The sequence below is a fragment of the uncultured Maribacter sp. genome (assembly GCF_947495965.1).
Taxonomy (GTDB): Bacteria; Bacteroidota; Bacteroidia; order Flavobacteriales; family Flavobacteriaceae; genus Maribacter_B.
This window is the reverse complement of the sequence record NZ_CANMBB010000001.1, coordinates 767,660-790,925: the sequence shown is the minus strand read 5'-3', so window position 1 is coordinate 790,925 and position 23,266 is coordinate 767,660. Positions and strand designations below refer to the sequence as shown.

The following is a 23,266-nucleotide window of genomic DNA, read 5'->3' as shown; positions in this document are numbered from 1 at the left end:
AATAAAATTTAGGCAAATCTAAAAATTTGTTTTTAGTAATAAAAATGTATTTTTGTTAAAAATGAAAATTTAATGACGCTCTCAGAAGAAGACTATATTAAAATTATATATCATTTAGGCAAAGGGGAACAAGGAAAGGTTTCAACAAATGCTATTGCAGAAAAAATGGAGACAAAGCCATCTTCTGTTAGTGATATGATTAAAAAATTGTCTGAAAAAGGCCTTGTAAATTACAAAAAATACCAAGGTGTTACGCTTTCAGAATATGGTTTAAAAGTGGCGTTGTCAATTGTTAGAAAGCATAGACTTTGGGAGGTTTTTTTGGTAGAAAAATTAGAATTTTCTTGGGATGAGGTTCACGAAGTTGCAGAACAATTAGAACATATAAAAAGTGAAAAGCTTATTGATATGCTAGATAAGCATTTAGGATTTCCGCAAATTGATCCTCATGGTGACCCAATACCATCTAAAAGTGGCGAGTTTAAAAAATCTATTAAACGATTATTAAATGAAGTGCCAATTGGGAAGGAAGGTATATGTGTAGGAGTAAAAGACTCTTCGCCACCTTTTTTAAAGTTTTTAGATAAAAATAAAATAGCTTTAGGAGATTCTATTTTTGTTGTAGACAAAGAAGAGTTTGATGGCTCATTGCATATAAAAATTAGAGATATAGATATTCGAATATCAGACCAAATAGCATCTAACTTATATTTAAGAATAATAGAATAATCATGGAACAAGTAATTGCGTATTTAGAATCTATAGACCCAATTTTAGCAGCATTTTATGCTACCACTTTTACATGGGCATTAACAGCGGCAGGAGCTGCATTAGTTTTTTTGTTTAAAACCATGAATAGGGCAGTTTTAGACGGTATGTTGGGTTTTACAGGAGGTGTTATGGTGGCAGCAAGTTTTTGGAGCCTTTTAGCACCTGGTATAGAAATGAGTCCTGGAGAAGGATTTGTAAAAGTAATTCCGGCAGCAGTTGGGTTTTTGCTTGGAGCATTATTTTTATTTGGCTTAGATAAGATATTACCACACCTACATATTAATTTTAAGGAAAGCGAAACAGAAGGGATAAAAACACCATGGCATAGATCGGTATTATTAACACTAGCAATAACCTTGCATAATATTCCTGAAGGTTTGGCAGTGGGAGTTTTATTTGGTGGCGTTGCTGCAGGTTTTGATGGTGCTTCTATTGGTGGAGCAGTAGCTTTAGCTTTAGGAATAGGACTTCAGAATTTTCCAGAAGGTTTTGCAGTTGCTATGCCTTTAAGAAGGCAAGGTTTAAGTAGAACCAAAAGTTTTATGTTTGGACAAGCATCTGCACTAGTAGAACCAATTGCAGCAGTAATTGGAGCATGGGCAGTACTAACTTTTCAGCCTATATTACCTTATGCACTTTCTTTTGCTGCGGGAGCAATGATCTTTGTAGTAGTAGAGGAAGTTATTCCTGAAACCCAACAAGACAAACATACAGACATTGCTGTTATGGGTTTTATTGGAGGTTTTATTGTAATGATGACTTTAGATGTAGGTTTGGGGTAAAATATTAATCATATTAACATAACATTAGTTTTTTTAGGGGGTTATATATTTGCTCGTTAACCTAATAGTAAATATGTATTACATTTGTCACAGTTTGTAAACTATGAATACTATGAGTTTTATAAAATTAGTTTTGTTTTTATTTTTCATCAATGCAGGATGTGAAAAAAGTAAAGATGTAAGCACAGATGCGCTAGAAAAAAGTACTATTCCGCCATCTATAAGAGATAGAGATTTTAGAGAAGATATGCGTTCCTTTGTTATTGGATTAAGTGAGCATGCAAAAGAACAAAATCCAGATTTCTCTATAATACCTCAAAACGGTATAGAATTGGTTACAAAATCTGGTACGGCAGATGGTGCACCAAGTAAAAAGTATTTAGAAGCTATTGATGCTAATGGCCAAGAAAATTTATTTTACGGGTATAAGAGAGATAATGTAGCAACTAAACCTGATGTTACAGAATATAACATAGATCTTTTGAAAGTTTCTCAAGAGTTTGGAAATTCAATTTTTGTCATAGATTATTGTTCTTCTGAAGCTAAAATAAAGGATGCTTATACTCAAAATTACAATTTAGGGTTTATCCCTTTTGTGGCTACTCAAAGAGATTTAACATTAATACCACCGGTACCTACTAAACTTAATAAATTAACTAGCAGAGATGTATCTTCCCTTGATGATGCAGAGAATTTTTTATTTATTCTTAACTACGAAGATTATAATACAAAAAATGAGTTGCTTAATGAAATAGGAGACTCTAATTATGATGTAGTTTTTTTAGATATGTTTTTTAGTGATGGTACTCCTTTTTCTAAATTAGATATTGAAAAGTTAAAAACGAAACCAGGTGGTGGGCAAAGATTAGTTATTTGCTACATGTCTATTGGAGAGGCAGAAGACTATAGATATTATTGGGATAATGATTGGGATAAAAATGAACCAGTTTGGTTAGATGAAGAAAATAAAAACTGGAAAGGGAATTTTAAAGTACGGTATTGGGAAGAAGAATGGCAGAATATTATTTATGGAAATGAAGATGCCTACTTAGATAAAATACTTTCTACAGGATTTGATGGTGTTTACTTAGATATTATTGATGCCTTTGAGTATTTTGAGAACTATGATGAGTAGTGTATTTTATCGATGAAGGTAATGAATATGACCTTTTATAGATTAAATGCAATGCTTTAACTAATATAAATTAACATATCTGGATTATGTGTTTTCTTTGAATTTGTTTAACCAACTATAACAATAGGAAAACCTACATGTCACTAACCAATAATCCAATAAATGTACTCCTTATTACAGAAGGGACGTATCCTTATAATGGAGGTGGAGTATCAACTTGGGCTCATGATTTATGTTCTAAAACTAAGGGCATAGATTTTACTTTATATTCTATAAACGCAGGTGTAGAAGTAACCCCTAGATACCCATTAACAGAAAACGTAAAAAAAATTATTCAGGTTCCTATGTGGTCTCCTGAAGAACCTTTTGATTGTGTAGATTATAATATAAAATATTCAACAATACTAAAGGCAAGGGAATTTACATCAAAAGATATTATTAAAAATTCTTTTGTCCCTAATTTTAAATCTTTCATAGAAGAAATATATTCTGAAAAACAATCTTTAAAAACAATAAATGCTTGTTTTTATAAAATGTGGCGTTTTTTTCAGAAATACGATTACAAAACAACAATGACCAGTGAGCCGGTTTGGAATACTTTCTGTGATGTAATTTCTAATGTGCTCCCTAAGGATGAGCTAAATAGAATTCCATTAGAAGACATGACTACAGCAATGCGCTGGATATATCGTTTTCTTATTCCTATGGCAATAGAAGTTCCTAAAATGGATATATCTCATATTACTATTTCTGGAATTGCAGTTATACCAGCATTGGCATTAAAATATAAATACAATACTCCTATTTTAGTAACAGAACATGGTGTTTTTATTAGAGAACGTTTAATTGCAATAAGCACTGCAGATTATTCTTATTTCCTAAAAAAGATGCTAATTAATTTTTCAGAATGTATTACCAAGTTAGTCTATTATCACGCATCTAAAATTACTACAGTAAGTAAATTTAACGTGTCTTGGGAAAAATTTTATGGAGCAGAGTTATCTAAAATTGAAGTAATATATAATGGTGTAGATGAAAATTTATTTAAACCAAGATCCAAGCCAGAGCATTTAAAAGATATTCCTACTGTAGTAGCTGCAGCAAGAATTTTTGATTTAAAAGATATACTTACAATGATTAAGACTTGTGCAGAGGTTATAAAAACAATACCAGAAGTGCAGTTTTTAATTTATGGTAATAAAGATGCTGTACCAGAATATACAGTAGAATGTGAAAATTTGATAAAAGAACTTAAAGTAGAAAATAACTTTTTCTTAAAAGGCTTTCATAATAAACCAGAACTAATTTATTCAGAAGGAGATATATCTATATTAACATCAATTTCAGAAGGTTTTCCTTATACAGTAATAGAGTCTATGAGTTGTGGTGTGCCAGTAGTTGCAACAGATGTAGGAGGTGTTACAGAGGCTTTAGATGATACTTGCGGACTTGTTTGCAAACCTAAAGATTATGTAGAAATAGCAGAGAAGGTTGTTAAACTATTACAAAACCAACAATTAAGAAGTTGGATGGGAGAAAATGCAAGAAATAAAGTAACGGACCATTTTACTATAGAAACCTTTATTAAATCTTTTGAGGAGACTTATCAAAACTTAGGTCAAAAATACACTCATTTAGTAGAGTATTAAAAAAAATTAAATCCCCCTTTTTTTTTCTTAATGAAAAGCTTGCATAAAAATATAGAAGATATAACTGCATCTGTAATACAAAAAATAGGAAACCCTGTTAGTGTTATGGTTGTTTTGGCTACTTTAGAATCTTTTGGAATACGAGATAAAGATGTTTTTTCGGATTATGGTTTTGTAACTATATCAGATTTAGCGAAACATATTTATGAAGACCTAAAAGGTAGAGATGTAGAATCTCTTAAAAATGTAAATGAGCTTAAAAAGGAAAAAGAAAAAACTTCAGTTATACCAGTCTCGAGTTATTTATGGATGAAAACAAAATTGTTAATGCAATTTTATCCACTAGGAATATTTCATTTACTACCAATTTTTTTACAAATAGCATCTATAATTGTTTTTGGCTATTCTTTATGGGCTTTTATAGGTTTTAATATTGTACAGTCTACCTCTGTAGTATTTGGGGTAATTATAGGGCTAATAGTATCTGGAGGATATGTTCAGGTACTTGGAAGGCAAGCATCTTTTTATTGGCATCATCAAGAATATAAACAAGCAAAAATGGTGGTTAATAAATTAATAGAGTCTGGAATAAAAGGGTTATTGGTAACGTTTTTATTCATATTTGCTATAAATTTTCTTTTTAACCTTTACCCTTTTTCATTTATTTTAATTACTTGTATTTATGCCTTTTTAATAGGCCTGCTTCTTTTGGTATCAGCACCCTTTCATACCATAAGGCAAAGATGGGTAATATCCTTAGCAATATTAATGGCAACGGGAATAGCTTTAGGTTTAAAGCTTTATACTACGTTGCATGTATACATAACACATTGGGTAGGTATTGTGGTAGCTATATTTATATCTAAATTATTCTTAGAATACTTTTTTAATAAGAAAAGGGGATCTTACACAGAAGAAACTCTTAGGCCAAAAAAACTAATGGTAATCTATAAAAACTATAGATACTTTTTTTACGGAACCCTTATCTATGTTTTTATTTTTATTGATAGAATATTGGCATGGTCTGCAGATATAGATTTAACCCATCAGTTTATTTTTCTTTATGAGAAGAACTATGAAATTGGTATGGATCTGGCAATTGTAATCTTCTTTATGTTAGCGGGTGTTTTAGAATATTCCATTGCTTCTTTTAGTAAGTTTTTAGATGTTAAACAACGTAATATTTTATTAGTAAATAAAGATACGTTTAACCGCAGCTTGTTTAAAATGTATTTAGGACATATTTCTTTGTTGCTGCTTACGGCACTGTTAACTACAACTTTTATCTATTTATTAATTACCCAACCATGGGGGTACCAAGCAAATTTTGGGGAAGCCCTAGATTTTATAAGTATTAAAGTATGTATTATAGGAGGTATAGGATATTTGTTTTTAACATGGGGAATGCTTAACTCTTTATACCTTTTTACACTAGATGCTCCAAAAGGGCCATTGCGTTCTATACTAATTGCTTGTTTGGCTAATTTAATTGTAGGTTTTATTTTATGTAGGGTAATAAGTTATGAATATAGCGTTGTGGGTATGCTAGTAGGAGCAGGGCTTTTTATGATGTTAACTTTGCGAGAAACTATTATTTTTTTTAAAAAACTAGATTATCATTATTATGCGGCTTATTAGTATGTTTTATTTTTTATTACCTTTTTTAGGTGTATCACAGATGCATACTAAGCATAATTCTATACAGGATAAATTATTTGTTTGTTATGGCAAAGTAAATCCAGAATTAGTAAAAGGCTATGCTTTGGTAATTATAGAATCGGAACATTATTCTACTTCAGAAATTGCTGTGTTTAATAAAAACAATGAAAAGGTTGTAGCTTATTTAAGCTTATCCGAAGTAAATGAATATGCTTCTTTTTATAAAGAAATTAAACCATATACCTTAGAAAAAAATGATATTTGGAATAGTCATTTCATTGACATAAAGAATGAAAAAGCGCAACAAGTATTATTAGGTGAAATTAACAGAATGCAAAAAAAAGGTATTCAAGGTTTGTTTTTAGATAACTTAGATAATGTTTCTAAGTGGGGAAAATTATATAATCAAAAAGAAGCTTTTTTAAGCTTTTTAAAAAAACTAAAAACTAAAAATAAAGACATCTATTTAGTACAAAATGGGGGGCTTTTTATAGCTAAAGAACTTAGTAATATTACTAATGCTATCCTTATAGAATCTGTTATTAGCTCCTATAATTTTGATAAAAAAGAATACAAGTTAAGAGATAAGGATACTAAAAAACAAATTGTAGAAAATTTAAAAGCAACAAAAAAACAAGTAAAAAAACCTATTTATGTAATAGAATATGCCGAAACTTTGGAGATGAAAACCATTATTAATAGAGAGTTAAAAAAAATGGGGTTTTCATCATTTGTAGGACAAATAGATTTACAAACTATTCCAAAATTTAAAAGTAATTAAAAAATGGTGATTCTAGATAATGTTCTTTTAGGTCCTTTTCGGGTCTTGCTTCTTTTTTTAGGAGTGCTTTTTGTTCATCAAATAGTTACAAAACAACCAATAAAAACCTATAATTTAGATTACGTTGTAAAGCGTTCTATATTCTTTGGAAGTGTAATATTATTATTAATTTTTACACTAATACAGTTTAAGATGTATGATGTTTTTGCGTTAATTTCTATGTTCATTGGATTACTTCTTTTTTTATATTTAGACTTAGGAGGTCTTCGCAATTCTACTAGTCAAATTCAAAAAAAGAGAAAAGCTTTTCTTCTTTCTTTTTTTAAATTCATGGAAGAGAGACCAAATATTTCTAAGCAATTAAAAAAGAGCAAAAACTTTTTTGTTCCTAAGAAGATTAATTTTAAAATAGTAACCGCTTTTTTAGTTTCTTTTGCTTGTTTTGTTTCAAGATATTTATTTCTAAAAAATGATTTATATACGCTGTCGGGATTATGGATTCAGAATTTAGAATTTGTAAAACAGTTTAATGAGAATAAATGGTTTACTCCTGGCTTTATACTATTAGGAGAAAATGCTTTAATAAACTTTTATAGCAAAATAACAGGCATAAGTGAAGAAATGGCTGTACACTCTTTTGGATTGTTAGAAACTTTTGCAGTAAGTTTAATTCTATATTGGATATTAACTAAAATTACTAAATCCAATTTTTTAGCGCCTATGATGGGGGTTCTATTTTTTGGCTTTTTTTACAAATATTTGCCAATAAACATAAACTTATTACTAGAACATAACGCCTTATATATGGCTATATGTTTTGCATTACCGCTTATGTTATTTACTGTACAACCAAAGTTGCTTGCAAAGGAAAAGCGTAAATTTTTTATACTATTATTTATTATTTATACTGCTTTAGGATTAATAAATTTATTTGTGACTTTAATAATTATGCCAATCTTTTTAGTATTAGCATTGCTTTTAGTTACTAAGAAAAATTTACCATATGTTCTAAGGAGCTTACTAAGTTATGTTTTGGCAATTAGTTTAATATTTATTGTACATGTAATAGCTTGTTGGTATACTGAAACTTCTTTTTTCTCTTTTTTAAGAGAAAATATGATATTAGTAGATGTGTATACTTATTTTCCTCAATTGGTAATTAGTATAGATGAGTTGGTTCTTGTGTATTCTTTATTAGGAGGCATTACAATATTAGTTCTTTTACCATTATTTATAAAAAATAGAGAAAAATGGAATCCAGCAATGGTTTTTCTACTTTTCTTTAATGCCGTAATTGCTTTAAAATGGTTAAAATGGTCATGGATAGATATTGATTTGTACTATCAAACTTTATCCGTATTAATTGTTGTTCTTATAGGAATATTCTTTGGGGTATTGGCACATTACTTAAAAATTTCTGTTCCTAAAAAAAGAAACTTAAGAGTAATTAGTATCGCTGTTATTTTTATCACTTTTATTTTTGTTTCCTATTTTACAAATAGTTTTTTTAAATATGATTTTAAAAAAACAGACGAACTTAAAACAGACATTTTATTAGTATATAATGATTTGTCTAGTAATTACTTACCTTTTTCTTATGCCGTTGTAAATCAAGATTACGGTCGTAGTATTAGTAAAAGTGAGCATCACTTTATCAATTATAATATTTTTACAGAATTATATTCTAAGAGAGATTCTATCTATCAAACTATAAAGGATGATGAAGAATTAATGAAAAAGAATTCGAGCAATATTTTACCCAATAGTGTCTTTATTTTTATTCCTAAAAACAATTCTAATTCTACCGATGAAAATTTTATAATTAAAAAAGAAACCGCTTTAAAAATAGATGCGCAAATAAATATTCTTAAGAAGAGGGGACGTAGGGTAAAGGTTTATTTTGAAGATGAATTTTTAACCGTTTATGAAATAGTAAACAAAGAAAATGCTTCAAAATTGAATGATTTAATTTTTGATTTATGATTAAAAATATAAAATATGGTTTATTTATCTTTTTATTAGGATTAACTATAGGTTGCCAAAGAGATATTTACAGGTTTACACACGAGTTTAGTATTCCAGAAAAGAGTAAAGAGCTTCCTCTAGTGCAGTTTTTAGTTAGCAAAAATGAATATAGTAATGCTATAGAAAGCAAAAACTTATATAAAGCATTAGATTACACTAAAATACCATATAAAAATTTATATGTTAAAGACTTTAATGAGGTTCCTAAAATAGCACCAACAACAAGAGTTTTATGCATATACGAAACCACTCCTTTAAATGATAATGCTATTAAAGCAATACTAAATTTTGTTGCTAAAGGCGGAACATTATATGTAACTAAAGCAATTAAAGATGAACGTATTTCTTTTTTATTAGGACTTAATCCAGATGCAAATTGGGAAACTAATTTAACAGCACAAGGGTATCATCTTATCTCTCCAATTTTCCCTGGAAAACAAGGGTTAAAGTACAATGATGATGGATTACATTTAGGTTTCTCTGGACGTAATTTTTCGGATAATACGCAGGTTTTAGTATGTGCTACTAACAATAATGATTATCCTGTTTTATTAGAAAATAAGATTGGAAAAGGAAGAGTTATACTCTTTAATTCTGCTACATTACTTAATAAAAGTATGCGTGGATTTATGTTTTCTAGTATCCTTAAAGGTTTAGAAGGTATTCCTTACCCAATAGCAAATGTGGCTACAATATTTTTAGATGATTTTCCAGCTCCCACATATAGTATTTATAAAGAACCTATTAAGTCTGAGCTAAATATAACGGTAACAGATTATGTAAAAGACGTTTGGTGGCCCGATATGAAAAAATTTGCATTAGAGCAAAACATGGAGTATACAGCTTATGTTACTTTTGATTATAATGCACATGTTATTCCACCATTTACCTTTAAAGAATGGGATAGAAATACGGTTGTTAAAAATGGTTCTACCCAAAAACTAAGTGCTTGGATTGCTAGAGATGTACTTAAAAGTGGACATGAGTTAGGTTTTCATGGCTATAACCATGTCTCCTTATTAAAATCGGATTGGAAAAATCCAAAATATATAGTTACTGGACTAGATGCTGCCGAAAAAAAATGGAAAGTATTAGATTTTAAAAGTTTACCAACTTCTTATGTACCACCATCAAACTATATAGATAGTGTTGGGCTAGCAAAGTTACATGAAGGAATGCCAAGTCTTAAGTATATGCAAAGTATTTATTTAGGAACAAAAGAAGAGGGCGGTGATAGAGAATTTGATCCTGATCCTTACAATGATAAGTTTTTTGATTTTCCTAGAATAAGTAGTGGTTATGTATTAGAAAAAACAAATACATGGGCTATAGAATCTATGTATATATGTACTGGTATATGGACACATTTTGTGCATCCAGATGATGTTTATCAAATTCCAGATGCATCAAATGCTGCAACTAGTGGTCATTTTAGTTATAGAAATAAACACAAGTTAAACTGGTATTCTAAAAATGGTAAAAAAGGGATGTTTGATACTTTTAAAGACCATATTTATGAATATAAGAGAGATCATCCATTTTCAAGGTTTATTAATGCAACAAAAGCATCTGAAAAAACCATGGATTGGCGTTATGCGTATTATAGACATTCTAATTTTGATGGTCTATATGAAGTTGAGAGTACTAATGCAAGAAACAAGGATAAGAGTAATTTTTGGTTAATGTATGTAGATAATGCCAATCTTAAGTTAGTAGATGAACTTTTGGAAGGGGAAGAGGTTGAAGTTAAAAAAACAGCAATGTTAGATGGCTTTTTGTATTCTGTAAAAACAAGAAACCCATCTATCTCCGTTCCAGATTTATTTGGCAAATCTGGAGATGTGAATATACCAGACAATGTTGTACTATCGGAAGTGAATAAGGCATACGAATTATACTTGAAGAATAAAAAATTAATGGCTCCAATGGCAGATTTGGTTAATAGATTTGTTGCAGATGGAGATTTAAAAAAAGCCACTGATTTAATAGAAGAAAACTTTAAAACAAACCCAAATGCAAGCTCAGATATATGGAAAGAATATGCAACTTATATGGCTTGGCAAAAAAGAGAAAAAGAAATTTGGGTGAACCTAAACAAGTATTACTTAAGGTTCAAATCTAAAAATACAGCAGATATTTCAAGAAAAATTAAACTTATTGAAGATTATCCTAATGATATAGTTCGCAAACAATGGCTTACAAGACAAATAGATTGGAAAACAAAAGATGCCAATGTTTTAACGGAGTATGTAGATTATTTTAATGAACCCCAAAATCATAAAAAAATAAAACAAGTATTAAAGCAGTTACTAATTATACAGCCAAATTCTAAAAACGCATCACTCTATATAAATCATTTAATAGATAAGAGGGATCCTGATTTAGTAAACGAATTAATTTTATTAGAGCCCTGCAATGCTGCTTATAAAGAATTGGCTAGTACTATTGCTTGGACTTTTGCAGATAACCTTAGGTTTGATAAAGCTTTAGAATGGGAAAAATGCGCAAAAGGAATAGATAAAGAAACAAAAGATTTTTGGGTATTAAGTTCTTCTAATTTTGAAAGGATGAAAGAAAAAGATTTTCCATATTACATAGCTTTATTATTAGCAAACGATACAAGAAAAGCTGTTAAGGAACTTAAAAACGAAGAAAGTTGTTCTAAAGAATTAAAGCACTTATCTAATAAAATAGCAATAGCTTTTGCAGATTATGGAAACTATAAAAAAGCGTTAGAATGGGCAGAATGTGCAGATAGAATAGCAATTAAGGACAAAATGTCTTGGCTCTATGAGACAAATAATATAAATAAGTTAAGAAAAGTTTTTAGAAAGTATAATGCTAAAAACCCAAAAGATTATGATGCGCGTTCTTTTATGGCTACTATAATGTTGTATGAAGGAAAAATAGAGGAATCTGCTAGAATAGCATTTAGTATACCAAGTGATAAAATTGATAAAAAATATAAAAGAGCTCTTAATAAAGAAGTAAAAGACTTAGAGCTTAAAGAACAATTAGCAATATTTAGAAAATATGGCGATTTATTAGACCCTGAAATTGGAGCACAAGTTGCAAAGAAAATGAGGCAAGAAAGAGGCTCTTCTATAAGTTTTGGTTCTTTTAGTATTAATGATAAGTTAAGACCTAATGCATTAACAAATAACCTAACATATAGTACTCACAATAGTAAAGGAGATATGCATAGCTTTTCTTTTACACAAAGTACTATGTATAAATTAGATGGTTTTCCTAGAAGAAGGTCTAATGTAGGTCATGATTTAATGGGGTTAGAATATGGGTTTACAAAAAAATCTAGTAAAAAGTATAAATATGCTTTAAAAGGAAGAGCAGAGAGAGACAATTTTGGAGAGTTCTTTTTTCAAGCAGGAGCAGAACTAAACTATGCTAAGAAAGATAATTTCACAGCTTTTCAATTAGACGCTTTTCCAGTAAGATCAGGGCCTGGATATTCTTTAGATATTTACAGGCTGCAGTTTAATGTTTATAAAGAAATGGTAATAGGTAAGAAGTTTGTACCTATAATTTCATTAGAGTCTAATTATTATACTGATAAAGAAAATGATCATATGTTAATGGGTAGGTTAGAGTATAAACTCATTAAGTTTAATAAATTTAAGCTTAATCCAATGATAGAAGGTGCAGGAGGTATTGGTAGTACAGACCGTAGGTCGGGTTACCCATATTGGATGGCTAAAGAAAGAATTTATGGGGGTGCAGGAGCTATGGTAGTGTTGGGTTCAGATAAAAGTAAATTTAATTTTTCTGCAGACTTTGGTTTCTTTTTAGAAAAGAATGAACCTACTTTTCAAAGGTATATTGGAGATATGTCCTATAGAATAACAGATTTCACAAAGATTAATCTTGGATATGAATTTTATACCATTAAAAATTTCTATTCTAACGTTATTCAGTTTGGGTTAATTTATAATTTTAAATAAAAGAAGCTATCTTGTAGTTTCTTTTATTTAACTTAATAAGTTATAAATTAAAATCCTTTTTATGGCAACAAAAAAAAGACACTGGTTATGGAATTTAATATTAATAATAACATTAGCTGTGTGTTTGTTAGCCTTTGTGGTTCATTATAAAAACTGGACAAAAATAGAACCAGATGGTATTAAAATGGTCTCTGGAATATATTATAAAGAGATAAAGTTTAATGAGGTAGATAGTGTTTCTTTAGTAGATAGAATACCCCCTATGGAGCGCTTAAATGGTTTTTCTGCCTTATCTAAAGGTAATGGCTTATATAGGGAGTTTAAAGATTCTCTTACCAATAAAGAAGTACATGTTTTTGTAGATAATTTTGAACAGCAGAAAATTAAAATAGTATACCAGGATTCTTCAAAGCTTTTTTTTAATTATAAAGATAGTTTAGAGACATTAAATTTAGTGTCACTTCTTAAAAGTAAAATGAAAACTAACCATTAGGTTTTTAACATAAAAAGTTAAAATTCAATTAATTATAAATATTTCGGGTGATTTTCCGTTAGAATATAAATAGTAAAAGACACAAGCTCCCTCCTTTAAAAGTCTTTTAACTAAACCAAATCTAATATTCTAAAACCACCTACAATGAGAAAGCATCTATCTGTTTTTTTTGTTATCATTCTTAGTGTTACATCCTATTTACAAGCGCAAAAAAGTGTAGATATAGACGGTCGTTTGCAGCCTATATTAAATGATTTTTTTGAAGAATGTAAAAAGTATGGGATAGAGTATCATTCCAAATTATTTGAATTAAAAAATATTGATATAGTTAATAATTTACCGCTAGAAGAAGGAAATACAGTACTTGGAAAAGTATCTCGTAATGAAGCTGGTATGGTAGATGAAATTTTAATTAATTGGGCGGCAATGTTAGATCCAGAAATTCTTAAAGTAGTAGCTTTTCATGAATTTGCGCATCATTTTTTAGATTATAAACACACATGCCAAGACTGTAATGAAATTATGGCTGTAACCAATACTAGTTATTTTAATATTGCTAACGATTGGGAAAACCAGGTTGAAAATCTTTTTACTACGTCACCTATTTATTTGGCAAATAAAGAAGCGCATACTGTTGCTGTGAATACTTACGAATAGATAAAGAACAGTCTTTTGTAAGATATAACTATATTCGTTTCTTAAAATGAATATATGGTTGGTGTAGCACAATTTTTTGGAGCTTTATTTGGAATGTTAGCAATTATTTTTGGTGCGTTTGGCGCACATGCATTAAAGAAAATATGTAATGAAGACCAACTAAAAAGTTTTGAGACAGGTGTAAAATACCAAATGTACCATGCTCTACTATTGTTATTTTTAGGATTTAATTTAAAACTAGAAACAGTTTTAGAACATACTATGGTGTATTTTATAATTGTAGGGGTACTATTATTTTCTTTTAGTATATACGGCCTTGTATTGAGTAGTACAAAAGGGAAAAAATGGCGGTTTTTAGGGCCTATTACTCCTCTTGGAGGAGTATTACTAGTATTAGGTTGGGGAATATTATTATATACTGTTATTCTATAATTTCTGTATTCGAAATAAACTCTCGAATAGCTTGGTTAGGTTCTATTATATCATATCCTTTCCAAAAATCGGGATTGTAATTAGGCATATACGTTGGTAAAATAGTATTGTTTTCTTGGAAGGAATTATATTGTGAGCTACTTATGGTAGCTTCATCAAAAACAACAAGTTCATATCTATTTACATTACCAAAATCAAAATCTACTTTTAATGAAAGTTCATTTTGTTTTCTACGGCCTTTTACATTTTTATTTTTTTCAATTATTTTTAGAGGTCTGCGAAAACCAGCCTTAATTCCTTTGGATATATCATAGTAGCTCAAATGATATTTTTTATCTTCTCCTTTGCTAAAAATAATTTTACCAGCAGCTAAATATTCTTTCATAGAAACACCAAGTAACCCAAAATCACGCAAAGGTTTTACATTTTCAAAATCCATCCTAATTAATGCAAAATCATCAGAATTTATATATAGTTTTCCTTGGTAATCTTCAGACCTTTTTGGTTTAAATGTAATAACATAAACGGCAGCATCTCCTAAATACGTAAAATCTTCAAGAGCTAAATTATATCTTCCAGGTTTAAAGAGCACATTATAATCAGAACTTTCATAAACAGGAATATTCTCATAGAGTTTCCCCATGGTTTCTCTTTTATATTTGGCAAAAAACTTTTTTCGTTCTTCTTTGTTCTTTTTTTCGTCTGCTAATTTTTTATTTAATGCAGCAACATCTGTGGAGTCAACCTCAGATTCAAACATTTCATCAGCATCTACTTTGGTTCCAAAAAGTCCAGATTTTATTTTAAAGTAAGAGTCCGTTTTTACATTTTCTTGCATAATTTTATTGAATTTTTTCTCTAGAATTTCAAAATCTAGTTCCATACTTTTATCATACAGTTCAGATGCTTTAATAAGATTTAGTTTTTGTTCTTCACTATCTCCCGCACCATATAAATCTCCTAGAGCTTCATTGTAAACCGTATTGTTTTTAGGAATCTGATTAATAAGGTCGTCTATAAATTTTTTATTAAAGGCTTTTATTGTAGATTTCTTCAAGGTATAATCTGTCTTTAAAATTCTATTATTATACGTTTCTCTTAAAAAAACTCTTTTTTTGGCAAATCCTAGATTATAATTCTTTAGAATACTGTCTTCTACAATTTCAAGTATTTCTTCTGGAGTATAGTTTTTATTAGTTACAATAACCGGGTTAAGTTCTATTGCCATAGGAGCTAAAGAAATAGTACTCTCGGTAAATTCTTTTATGGGTTTTCCTAATGTTGCATACCCAATGCAGGATATATATAGAGAATCGGTCTCTTTAATTTCTTTATTTAAAAGAAAGCTAAAACGCCCTTCTTCATTTGTAATTACCCCCTTGTTATTTAACTTTACAGTAACATAGGGTATTGGCTTTTGTGTGGTAGAGTCTACAATTGTTGCGGTTAAAGATTGTGCGTGGCTATTAGAGCAAATAGCAGAAATAACAATAGATAAAAACCAGAAAGTAATTTTTTCCATACAAAGTTGTGTTGATTGTATTACAAACTAAAGGAATGAGAAACAAAGCACCAGCCTTTTTTTAATTTCTTTAGTACAGTTTTATCTTTTTTTTAAGAACTGTACCTGTCTTATAGACGAACTGTTCTAAGTTTTGTTACTAAGATGGAGATAATAAATTAAGTAGTGTTGTGCTAACTACAACTGCAGCCACCTTCTTGACCACAAGATTTAGTAAATTTGTTTTTATTAACTTTTACTGGTTTAGGAAGAAAGAATTTTTTAACTAAAAAACCAACAGCAAGAATTAAAGTTGCAAAAACTAAGATATCTTGTATAATTGTACTCATAATTAATGTAATATTTGGTATGCGACTAAAGCTACAATATAAGCAAAAATGCTCATAAAAACTAGTTGTCCTGCAGGCCATTTCCAGGAGTTTGTCTCTCTTTTTACAATAGCTAAAGTACTCATACATTGCATGGCAAAAGCATAAAATAATAATAGGGAAACCCCAGAAGCAAGATTAAATAATGGTTTTTTAGTTACAGGATTAATCTCTGCAGCCATTCGGTTTTTTATCGTGTTCTCTTCATCACTTCCCACACTATAAATGGTTGCTAAAGTACCTACAAACACTTCTCTGGCAGCAAAGGAAGTTAGCACTGCTATTCCTATTTTCCAATCATAACCTAATGGTTCTACAATAGGGGTTATAGCTTTTCCTAGGTACCCCATATAGGAATTTTCTAATTTATAACTAGCAATTTCTTGGTTTTTAGCTTGTTTATAAAGTTCTACACTTTTTAGTTTAAGGGAGTCTTTTAATAGCGTTGGGTTTGTTTTATAAAGTGTTTTACCATCACTTTCTAGTAAAGCTTTTTTGTAGATTGCTAAATCTTCTACAACACTTTCTTGATTAAAAGTAGATAATCCTTCTTTTTTTATTTTGTTCTCTATAATTGTGTCTGCATTTTTATAATTTTCAGAAAATCCATTAGACCCTAAAAACCATATGATTATAGAAATAGCTAGAATAATTTTACCTGCTCCAAAAACAAAACTTTTTGTTTTTTCCCATACGGTATAAGCTACATTTTTAAATAATGGGAGTTTGTAATTTGGCATTTCTACTACAAAGAAAGACCTACTTTTAATTTTTAATATTTTGTTTAATATCATTGCAGATAGGATAGATGCTGCAAACCCTATTAAATATAAAAGCATTAAAGTAAGTGCTTGGTAACTTAAGCCTAAAAATCTTCCTTCTGGTATTACTAAAGAAATAATTATTAAATATACTGGTAAACGTGCAGAACAAGTTGTAAAAGGAGTTACTAGGATGGTTATTAAACGTTCTTTCCAGTTTTCTATAGTTCTTGTGGCCATTATTGCAGGAATTGCACATGCAGTACCAGAAATTAGAGGTACTATACTCTTACCACTTAATCCAAAAGGGCGCATTATACGATCGGTTAAAAAAACAACTCTACTCATATAACCTGTTTCTTCTAGCAATGCAATGAATAAAAATAAAAAGGCAATTTGGGGTATAAAAATTACAATGCCACCAATACCAGCTAAAACTCCTTCGGCTATTAAATTTGTAAATGCTCCTTCTGGTAAGGTATTTTTAACCCACTCACTAGCTGCTGCAAAGGATTCATCAATAAAATCCATTGGGTAGCTACTCCAATCATAAATTGCTTGGAAAATAAGAAGAAGAATAAGAAAGAAAATTACATACCCAAATATTTTATGTGTAAGTACTTTGTCTAAGGTAGCTCTTACTCCTGTAGCAGCATTAACATCTATAGAATATGCTTCTTTTAATGTCTCATTTATAAATTTATACCTTAAAATGGTTTCTTTTTGTTGCAGCCTTTTAAGTTCTGATTTAGATTTTGTAGAAAAAGAAGAGGTATCTGGGATTACCTTTTTTTCTATAGGCATAAAGTTTACATCTTGCGTTATAACTAGCCAAAGTTTGTATAAGTCTTCTTTAGGAAAAGCTTGTTGTAGGTTGTTAAAATATTCACCGTCAATTTTGGTGGTATCTACGCAAGGGGTTGTAGACAAATTTTTATAATCTGTTATAAGCTCTTTTAATTTATCTATTCCTGTTCCTTTTCTAGAACTTACTAGCGCAATTTTAGTATCTAATTTTTCTTCTAGAAGTTCTATATCAATCACAATCCCTTTTTTGGTCATTTGGTCTGCCATGTTAATGACTAAAAGGGTAGGAATTTTAAGGTCTTTTATCTGTGTAAAAAGTAAAAGATTCCTTTTTAAATTTTCAACATCAGAAACAACAATAGCTACATCGGGGTGGTTTTTATCTTTTTTATTTAATAATAACTCTACCGCTACACTTTCATCTAAAGAGGTTGTGTTTAAGCTATAAGTTCCAGGTAAATCAATTATATGAGCTTTTACACCTCTTGGGAGTTTACAAATCCCTTCTTTTTTTTCAACCGTAATGCCAGGGTAGTTACCAACTTTTTGGTTTAATCCTGTTAACTGGTTAAAAACAGAAGTTTTTCCAGTGTTAGGGTTGCCTATGAGGGCTACGTTTATTTGTTTACTCATAGGTTATTTTGTTTCTATAAGATCTAACTTAATCTTTAAAGCCATAGCACGTCTTATAGCAATATGAGAACCATTTACATTAATATAAATGGGGTCTTTTAGTGGGGCAACTTGTACAAGCTCTACCATATTCCCTGGCAAACAACCAAGTTCTAATAGTTTTATAGGAAGAGAATCATAGGCAATATCTTTAATAATACCTTTTTCTCCCCTTTTTAAGTTTGCAACTGTAGTCACTAATGTTTATTTAGATTCATTTTAATTAAGAGCAAAAGTAAGGGAAAAACCCGAATTCTAATAAGGCTATTTATAAAATTTATTATGAAGCTTTTTTATTCTAGGTAGGTTTTTTTAAGAATCTCTAAATCGGATAATAATTTTTCTATGTCTTCTGTTTTAGTGCCATCGTAAAAACCTCTTATGCGTTTTTCTTTATCTACAAGTATAAAATTCTCTGTATGTATCATATCATAAGGGCCACCATCACCATCTGTTTTAACAGCTAAATAAGATTTTCTTGCCAGTTCATATATTTCTTTTTTACTGCCAGTAACTAAATTCCATTTGGTATCTATTACCCCTTTTTCTAGAGCATATTTTTTTAATTGTGCAACAGAATCTATATCTGGAGTAACAGAGTGTGATAATAGTAAAACATTGGTGTCTTTTACTATTTTGGACTGTATTTCTCCCATATTTTTAGTCATTATGGGGCAAATAGTAGGGCAGGTGGTAAAAAAGAAATCGGCTATATAAATTTTGTTCTTATAATTTTCTTGTGTAATTGTTTCCCCATTTTGGTTAGTTAATGAGAAGTTAGCTATACTGTGGTATTTTTTTACATACTGTAATGTGCTATCTACTAATTCTGCGTTAACCATAGCTGGTTGGTATATAGGAAGCGTTTTTTTAGGAGTTAATGCTGTATAAAACAAGTAAATTATTATACCAGAAAGCACTAGCATAACTAATCCAAAAAGCTTGTATTTACTAAAAAAAGAAAGCATAATTTTTTATGCAAAGGTACATTAGCGTAGTATAGTTATCAAAATAAAGAAAGTTATATTGTTGCTAATAATATCATAAAAACGCTGTAGTAAAGGCAGTTTCTTTTTTTAAGACTTTGTAAAGATGTATTTTTGAGCCGATTTTTAACGATACAAAACAAAAATGAATCCAATTTTAATTAAAACCATCCAATTCTTTTTAAGTCTATCTCTATTGATTGTACTACATGAATTGGGGCATTTTATACCAGCAAAATTATTTAAGACAAGAGTAGAGAAATTCTACCTGTTTTTTGATGTTAAGTTCTCTTTGTTTAAGAAGAAAATAGGAGAAACCGTATATGGTATAGGTTGGTTGCCTTTGGGAGGATATGTTAAAATCTCAGGTATGATTGATGAAAGCATGGACACCGAAGCCATGGCTGAAGAACCAAAAGAATGGGAATTTAGAAGTAAACCAGCATGGCAACGATTAATAATTATGTTAGGAGGAGTAACCGTTAATTTTATATTAGCAGTAATAATATACATAGGAATGGCTTGGTCTTACGGCGATGAGTATATTTCTGCCACCAGTTTAAAAGATGGTTTTTGGGTTACAGAACAGGCTATTGGGGATAAATTAGGAGTAAAAACAGGAGATTTAATAGTTGCTATAGATGGCGTTAAAGTAGAGAGGTTTAGTAGTATCGTTGGTAGTATCGCATATGGTAATACCATTACTATAAAAAGAGATGGAAGAACTTTTGACCAAGAAATTCCCGAAGATTTTATAGCTAAGCTAATAGAAGACGAAGATAAAATGCGTTTTTTAACCTTAAGACAACCATTTATTATAAATGAAATTTCGGAAGGTTCTGTAAATAAAGACACTGATTTTCGTAAAAATGATGTTGTTTTAAAAATAAATGACACCGATGTTACTTACTTGGATCAAGTAAAACCATTATTAGAAGAAAATAAAGAAAAAGACATACAGGTAACTTTAAAAAGAGAAGATGGTGCTGTAGAGACTATTGCTGCAAAAGTAAGTTCAGAAGCAACTTTAGGAGTTGCATTAGGAGCAATGACAATGCAACAATACCAAGACAAAGGATATTTTAAGATAGAAAAAGTAAATTATTCTTTTGTAGAATCTATACCAGCAGGAATAGATAAAGGAATAAAAACCTTATCAGATTATATAAAAGGGATGAAAAAAATATTTAACCCTTCTACAGGAGCTTATAAAGGTGTTGGTGGTTTTGCTGCAATTGCAGGTATTTTTCCTGATGCTTGGAACTGGCCAGCTTTTTGGAGTGCAACAGCCTTTATATCTATTATTCTGGCTTTTATGAATATATTACCAATACCGGCATTAGATGGCGGACATGTAATGTTTTTATTATACGAGATGATTACTGGAAGAAAGCCAAGCGATAAATTTATGGAGTATGCACAAATGACAGGCTTCTTTATTTTAATAGCTTTATTATTGTTTGCTAATGGTAATGATTTGTATAAATGGATAACTAAATAAAAACAATAAAAAATTGTTTGGTGAATTTGAAAAAACATTTATATTTGCACCCGCTTTAGGTTACTAAAGCAAAAATAACACTCCTCCTTAGCTCAGTTGGTTAGAGCATCTGACTGTTAATCAGAGGGTCCTTGGTTCGAGCCCAAGAGGGGGAGCAAAAAACAAAAGCCTTTACAGAAATGTAAAGGCTTTTTTGATTTTGACTAACTGTAAATACTATGTTTTACAAGGATTAGTATTATAATTTATTTTTCCATTTAATAACGAATTTATTAAGCCTATAACCAATAGAAGGTACCCTATTAGGGGTACCACATATTAAACTAATTCTATTATTTGTTTTTTTAAGTTTTAAATACAATCATTTGGTTTGTTATATTTTGGGGTAGAAGAAAATAATGAGTGTAATAGTTTATGTAGTTTAGTTTACTATACTGCATATACAATACAAAATTAAAACTAATAAAAAAGGTCTTGGCGTATATACTGTTACCAAGACCTTACTTTACAAAGTATAATGTTGTTTAAATTAATCCCAAGCAGATAAACCTATAATTTCTCCGTTAGGTCCTACAAAGAATGTGTATTTATCACGAGCGTAATTTTCATTTTCCAGCGCATAGCCTTCTTCTTTTAACTTGTCTCCAATTGGGCCAATGTTATTTACCTTTAACATAAAGTGGTTGTGGTTAGTGTTTCCTATTGGCCCTATAGTATCTATAAATTCTGGAGCCGTAAGCGATAGCCCAATTGTTAAGTCATCGGCCTTTAGTTTCATTACGAGCATTCCTTCAAGTCCTGGCCCATGAAGTACTTCGGCATCAGACATTTTAAAACCCAGTATTTCGCGATATAGCTTTAAGGTTTTTTCCAGTTCTAAAACGTGCACGCTAATGTATTTTAAACCAGTAACCCTTGCTTCTGTTTTATTTTCTTTAGCTGAAACTTTAGAATCTGTACTTTGAGCTAAGGCATTATTAGCGCCCAAACCAAGAAATATTACAAAGAAGCAATATCTGCAAATAAGTTTTGATGTAAAGCTGTTTACTTTTTTACTCTTACTATTATAAATTTTCATAATTAAATATTGTTTTCTTAAAAATAGGATAATATATAATGGTACTTAACTAAACTAACCTGAATAAAAACTGAATAAAATATTTTTTTTTAAAAAGACGCTAATCCTTATATAAATATGCATCAATAAAAACTAGACAAGTCGTTTAAAATTTATTATTGAATAAGCCTTTGCTCCCTTTTTTTGTAATATTACTCTAGCATATTTTACAAAGAGTGTGTTAACTCCTTTTATTTTTTATTACTATAAATAACCTAATTCTACATATTTTTTCTTCTGTAGAATTCTATAAAAGAATACCAATAAAATACTAAAAATAATATGAAAGTTTTTAAAAATATTTTGCCATTACTTTTACTTCTTGTCTCTTGTAACCAATTAAAAAAAGTAGATAATAAAAGTGTTAGTGAAATATATGAATGGGAAGAATTAATAGATAAAGATTTAACCCATTGGGATAATTATTTAAGTTACCAACACCAGCCTGGTTATGACGGTTCTGTGCCAAAAAATAAAGAAGGGCAAGAAATTGCTCCTATTGGGGTAAACAACCCCTCTTATAATGTTTTTACAACTTTTTTAGAAGATGGTAATACTATAATTAAGAATACAGGAGAATATTATGGATGTTTAATTACCAAAAAAGAATATAAAAACTATCATTTTCAATTACAATATAAGTGGGGAGATAAAAAATGGGCTTATAGAAAAGATTTGCTTAAGGACTCAGGTATTTTATACCATTCTATGGGTCCAATGGCTGTAGAATATTGGCGTTCATGGATGCTTTCACAAGAATTTCAGATTATGGAGGGACATACTGGAGATTTTTGGAGTCAAGCAAATTCTGCTATAGATATTAAAGCCTACAAACCAGAATCTGTTTTGGATCCTTTAGCTCATGAGTCGCAAGAGTACTTGCCAATAGGTATGGGTAGTCCGTATAAAAACTATTGTTTGCGAAGTGGTAACTATGAAAAACCCAATGACGAGTGGAATACACTTGACTTGATTTGTTATGAAGGGAAAAGTTTGCATATCGTAAATGGGGAAGTTGTTATGATTTTGAAAGATTCCAGATATATAGATGAAAATGGTAAAGAAGTACCTCTAATACAAGGAAAAATTCAATTACAGAGTGAAGCTGCGGAAGTGTTTTTTAAGGATATTAAAATCCGAAAAATAGATTCGCTCACACAAGAGCAAAGTAACCTTTTTTAAATTAATA

Annotated in this window: 19 protein-coding genes and 1 tRNA gene; 14 read left to right on the top strand and 6 right to left on the bottom strand. The window is 29.8% G+C overall.

Annotated elements, in window-relative coordinates; translation table 11 throughout:
- Positions 1-72: 72 nt before the first annotated feature.
- The 11 genes from Q0820_RS03155 (at position 73) to Q0820_RS03105 (ending at position 14,343) form a co-directional block, all read left to right on the top strand.
- Positions 73-729 (top strand): metal-dependent transcriptional regulator, encoded by a 657-nt coding sequence (locus tag Q0820_RS03155; protein WP_298485012.1) that lies wholly within the window; start codon positions 73-75, stop codon positions 727-729.
- Between the two features lie 2 nt (positions 730-731).
- Positions 732-1,553, top strand: a complete 822-nt coding sequence (locus tag Q0820_RS03150) for a ZIP family metal transporter (protein WP_298485010.1) — start codon at positions 732-734, stop codon at positions 1,551-1,553.
- A gap of 112 nt (positions 1,554-1,665) precedes the next feature.
- Complete coding sequence (locus Q0820_RS03145) at positions 1,666-2,688, top strand: endo alpha-1,4 polygalactosaminidase (protein ID WP_298485008.1); 1,023 nt, start codon at positions 1,666-1,668, stop codon at positions 2,686-2,688.
- Between the two features lie 137 nt (positions 2,689-2,825).
- Complete coding sequence (pelF, locus tag Q0820_RS03140) at positions 2,826-4,337, top strand: GT4 family glycosyltransferase PelF (protein ID WP_298485007.1); 1,512 nt, start codon at positions 2,826-2,828, stop codon at positions 4,335-4,337.
- A 30-nt stretch (positions 4,338-4,367) separates the two neighbouring features.
- Complete coding sequence (locus Q0820_RS03135; RefSeq protein WP_298485006.1) at positions 4,368-5,975, top strand: hypothetical protein; 1,608 nt, start codon at positions 4,368-4,370, stop codon at positions 5,973-5,975.
- A gap of 40 nt (positions 5,976-6,015) precedes the next feature.
- Positions 6,016-6,777: an endo alpha-1,4 polygalactosaminidase gene (locus tag Q0820_RS03130; RefSeq protein WP_298485004.1), complete on the top strand. Its 762-nt coding sequence runs from the start codon at positions 6,016-6,018 to the stop codon at positions 6,775-6,777.
- A 3-nt stretch (positions 6,778-6,780) separates the two neighbouring features.
- Positions 6,781-8,760, top strand: a complete 1,980-nt coding sequence (locus tag Q0820_RS03125; protein ID WP_298485003.1) for a hypothetical protein — start codon at positions 6,781-6,783, stop codon at positions 8,758-8,760.
- Positions 8,757-12,761, top strand: coding sequence for a DUF2194 domain-containing protein (locus Q0820_RS03120; RefSeq protein ID WP_298485001.1), 4,005 nt, complete (start codon positions 8,757-8,759; stop codon positions 12,759-12,761). The genes Q0820_RS03125 and Q0820_RS03120 overlap by 4 nt, the downstream gene beginning before the upstream one ends.
- A 61-nt stretch (positions 12,762-12,822) precedes the next feature.
- Entirely contained in the window at positions 12,823-13,254 is a 432-nt protein-coding gene (locus tag Q0820_RS03115) for a hypothetical protein (protein ID WP_298484999.1), read from the top strand.
- A 144-nt stretch (positions 13,255-13,398) separates the two neighbouring features.
- The gene (locus Q0820_RS03110) at positions 13,399-13,911 is read left to right on the top strand and encodes a hypothetical protein (RefSeq protein WP_298484997.1); all 513 of its coding nucleotides are present in this window, start codon (positions 13,399-13,401) and stop codon (positions 13,909-13,911) included.
- A gap of 54 nt (positions 13,912-13,965) precedes the next feature.
- Entirely contained in the window at positions 13,966-14,343 is a 378-nt protein-coding gene (locus Q0820_RS03105) for a DUF423 domain-containing protein (RefSeq protein ID WP_298484995.1), read from the top strand.
- On the opposite strand, the gene Q0820_RS03100 is transcribed toward Q0820_RS03105, so the two are convergent.
- The 5 genes from Q0820_RS03100 to Q0820_RS03080 form a co-directional block, all read right to left on the bottom strand.
- Positions 14,333-15,865 carry a carboxypeptidase-like regulatory domain-containing protein gene (locus Q0820_RS03100; RefSeq protein WP_298484993.1) on the bottom strand — a complete coding sequence of 511 codons (1,533 nt, stop codon included), beginning with the start codon at positions 15,863-15,865 and terminating at the stop codon, positions 14,333-14,335. The two genes, Q0820_RS03105 and Q0820_RS03100, sit on opposite strands and share 11 nt — an antisense overlap.
- Positions 15,866-16,038: 173 nt before the next feature.
- The gene (locus Q0820_RS03095; RefSeq protein WP_298484991.1) at positions 16,039-16,194 is read right to left on the bottom strand and encodes a FeoB-associated Cys-rich membrane protein; all 156 of its coding nucleotides are present in this window, start codon (positions 16,192-16,194) and stop codon (positions 16,039-16,041) included.
- Positions 16,195-16,196: 2 nt separating this feature from the next.
- Positions 16,197-18,434 carry a ferrous iron transport protein B gene (gene feoB, locus Q0820_RS03090; RefSeq protein ID WP_298484990.1) on the bottom strand — a complete coding sequence of 746 codons (2,238 nt, stop codon included), beginning with the start codon at positions 18,432-18,434 and terminating at the stop codon, positions 16,197-16,199.
- Between the two features lie 3 nt (positions 18,435-18,437).
- On the bottom strand, positions 18,438-18,671 hold the full coding sequence (locus Q0820_RS03085; RefSeq protein ID WP_298484988.1) for a FeoA family protein: 234 nt from the start codon (positions 18,669-18,671) through the stop codon (positions 18,438-18,440).
- A 95-nt stretch (positions 18,672-18,766) separates the two neighbouring features.
- Entirely contained in the window at positions 18,767-19,441 is a 675-nt protein-coding gene (locus Q0820_RS03080; RefSeq protein WP_298484986.1) for an SCO family protein, read from the bottom strand.
- Between the two features lie 163 nt (positions 19,442-19,604).
- Between Q0820_RS03080 and rseP the strand changes: the two genes are divergently transcribed.
- Positions 19,605-20,960 (top strand): RIP metalloprotease RseP, encoded by a 1,356-nt coding sequence (rseP, locus tag Q0820_RS03075; RefSeq protein WP_298484984.1) that lies wholly within the window; start codon positions 19,605-19,607, stop codon positions 20,958-20,960.
- An 81-nt stretch (positions 20,961-21,041) separates the two neighbouring features.
- A tRNA-Asn gene (locus tag Q0820_RS03070) sits at positions 21,042-21,115 on the top strand.
- 374 nt (positions 21,116-21,489) lie between these two features.
- Here the strand turns inward: Q0820_RS03070 and Q0820_RS03065 are convergent.
- On the bottom strand, positions 21,490-22,038 hold the full coding sequence (locus Q0820_RS03065) for a VOC family protein (RefSeq protein WP_298484982.1): 549 nt from the start codon (positions 22,036-22,038) through the stop codon (positions 21,490-21,492).
- A 321-nt stretch (positions 22,039-22,359) separates the two neighbouring features.
- Here Q0820_RS03065 and Q0820_RS03060 point away from each other — a divergent pair, with 321 nt between their 5' ends.
- Positions 22,360-23,259 (top strand): DUF1080 domain-containing protein, encoded by a 900-nt coding sequence (locus Q0820_RS03060; RefSeq protein ID WP_298484981.1) that lies wholly within the window; start codon positions 22,360-22,362, stop codon positions 23,257-23,259.
- The last annotated feature ends 7 nt before the right edge of the window (positions 23,260-23,266 follow it).

Coding starts and splice junctions, on each gene's coding strand:
- Q0820_RS03080 (WP_298484986.1), bottom strand. CDS start 19,441: ATGCTTTCTTTTTTTAGTAAATACAAGCTTTTTGGATTAGTTATGCTA.
- Q0820_RS03120 (WP_298485001.1), top strand. CDS start 8,757: ATGATTAAAAATATAAAATATGGTTTATTTATCTTTTTATTAGGATTA.
- Q0820_RS03065 (WP_298484982.1), bottom strand. CDS start 22,038: ATGAAAATTTATAATAGTAAGAGTAAAAAAGTAAACAGCTTTACATCA.
- Q0820_RS03130 (WP_298485004.1), top strand. CDS start 6,016: ATGCATACTAAGCATAATTCTATACAGGATAAATTATTTGTTTGTTAT.
- Q0820_RS03095 (WP_298484991.1), bottom strand. CDS start 16,194: ATGAGTACAATTATACAAGATATCTTAGTTTTTGCAACTTTAATTCTT.
- Q0820_RS03060 (WP_298484981.1), top strand. CDS start 22,360: ATGAAAGTTTTTAAAAATATTTTGCCATTACTTTTACTTCTTGTCTCT.
- rseP (WP_298484984.1), top strand. CDS start 19,605: ATGAATCCAATTTTAATTAAAACCATCCAATTCTTTTTAAGTCTATCT.
- Q0820_RS03110 (WP_298484997.1), top strand. CDS start 13,399: ATGAGAAAGCATCTATCTGTTTTTTTTGTTATCATTCTTAGTGTTACA.
- Q0820_RS03150 (WP_298485010.1), top strand. CDS start 732: ATGGAACAAGTAATTGCGTATTTAGAATCTATAGACCCAATTTTAGCA.
- feoB (WP_298484990.1), bottom strand. CDS start 18,434: ATGAGTAAACAAATAAACGTAGCCCTCATAGGCAACCCTAACACTGGA.
- Q0820_RS03100 (WP_298484993.1), bottom strand. CDS start 15,865: ATGGAAAAAATTACTTTCTGGTTTTTATCTATTGTTATTTCTGCTATT.
- Q0820_RS03155 (WP_298485012.1), top strand. CDS start 73: ATGACGCTCTCAGAAGAAGACTATATTAAAATTATATATCATTTAGGC.
- Q0820_RS03135 (WP_298485006.1), top strand. CDS start 4,368: ATGAAAAGCTTGCATAAAAATATAGAAGATATAACTGCATCTGTAATA.
- pelF (WP_298485007.1), top strand. CDS start 2,826: ATGTCACTAACCAATAATCCAATAAATGTACTCCTTATTACAGAAGGG.
- Q0820_RS03125 (WP_298485003.1), top strand. CDS start 6,781: ATGGTGATTCTAGATAATGTTCTTTTAGGTCCTTTTCGGGTCTTGCTT.
- Q0820_RS03115 (WP_298484999.1), top strand. CDS start 12,823: ATGGCAACAAAAAAAAGACACTGGTTATGGAATTTAATATTAATAATA.
- Q0820_RS03145 (WP_298485008.1), top strand. CDS start 1,666: ATGAGTTTTATAAAATTAGTTTTGTTTTTATTTTTCATCAATGCAGGA.
- Q0820_RS03105 (WP_298484995.1), top strand. CDS start 13,966: ATGGTTGGTGTAGCACAATTTTTTGGAGCTTTATTTGGAATGTTAGCA.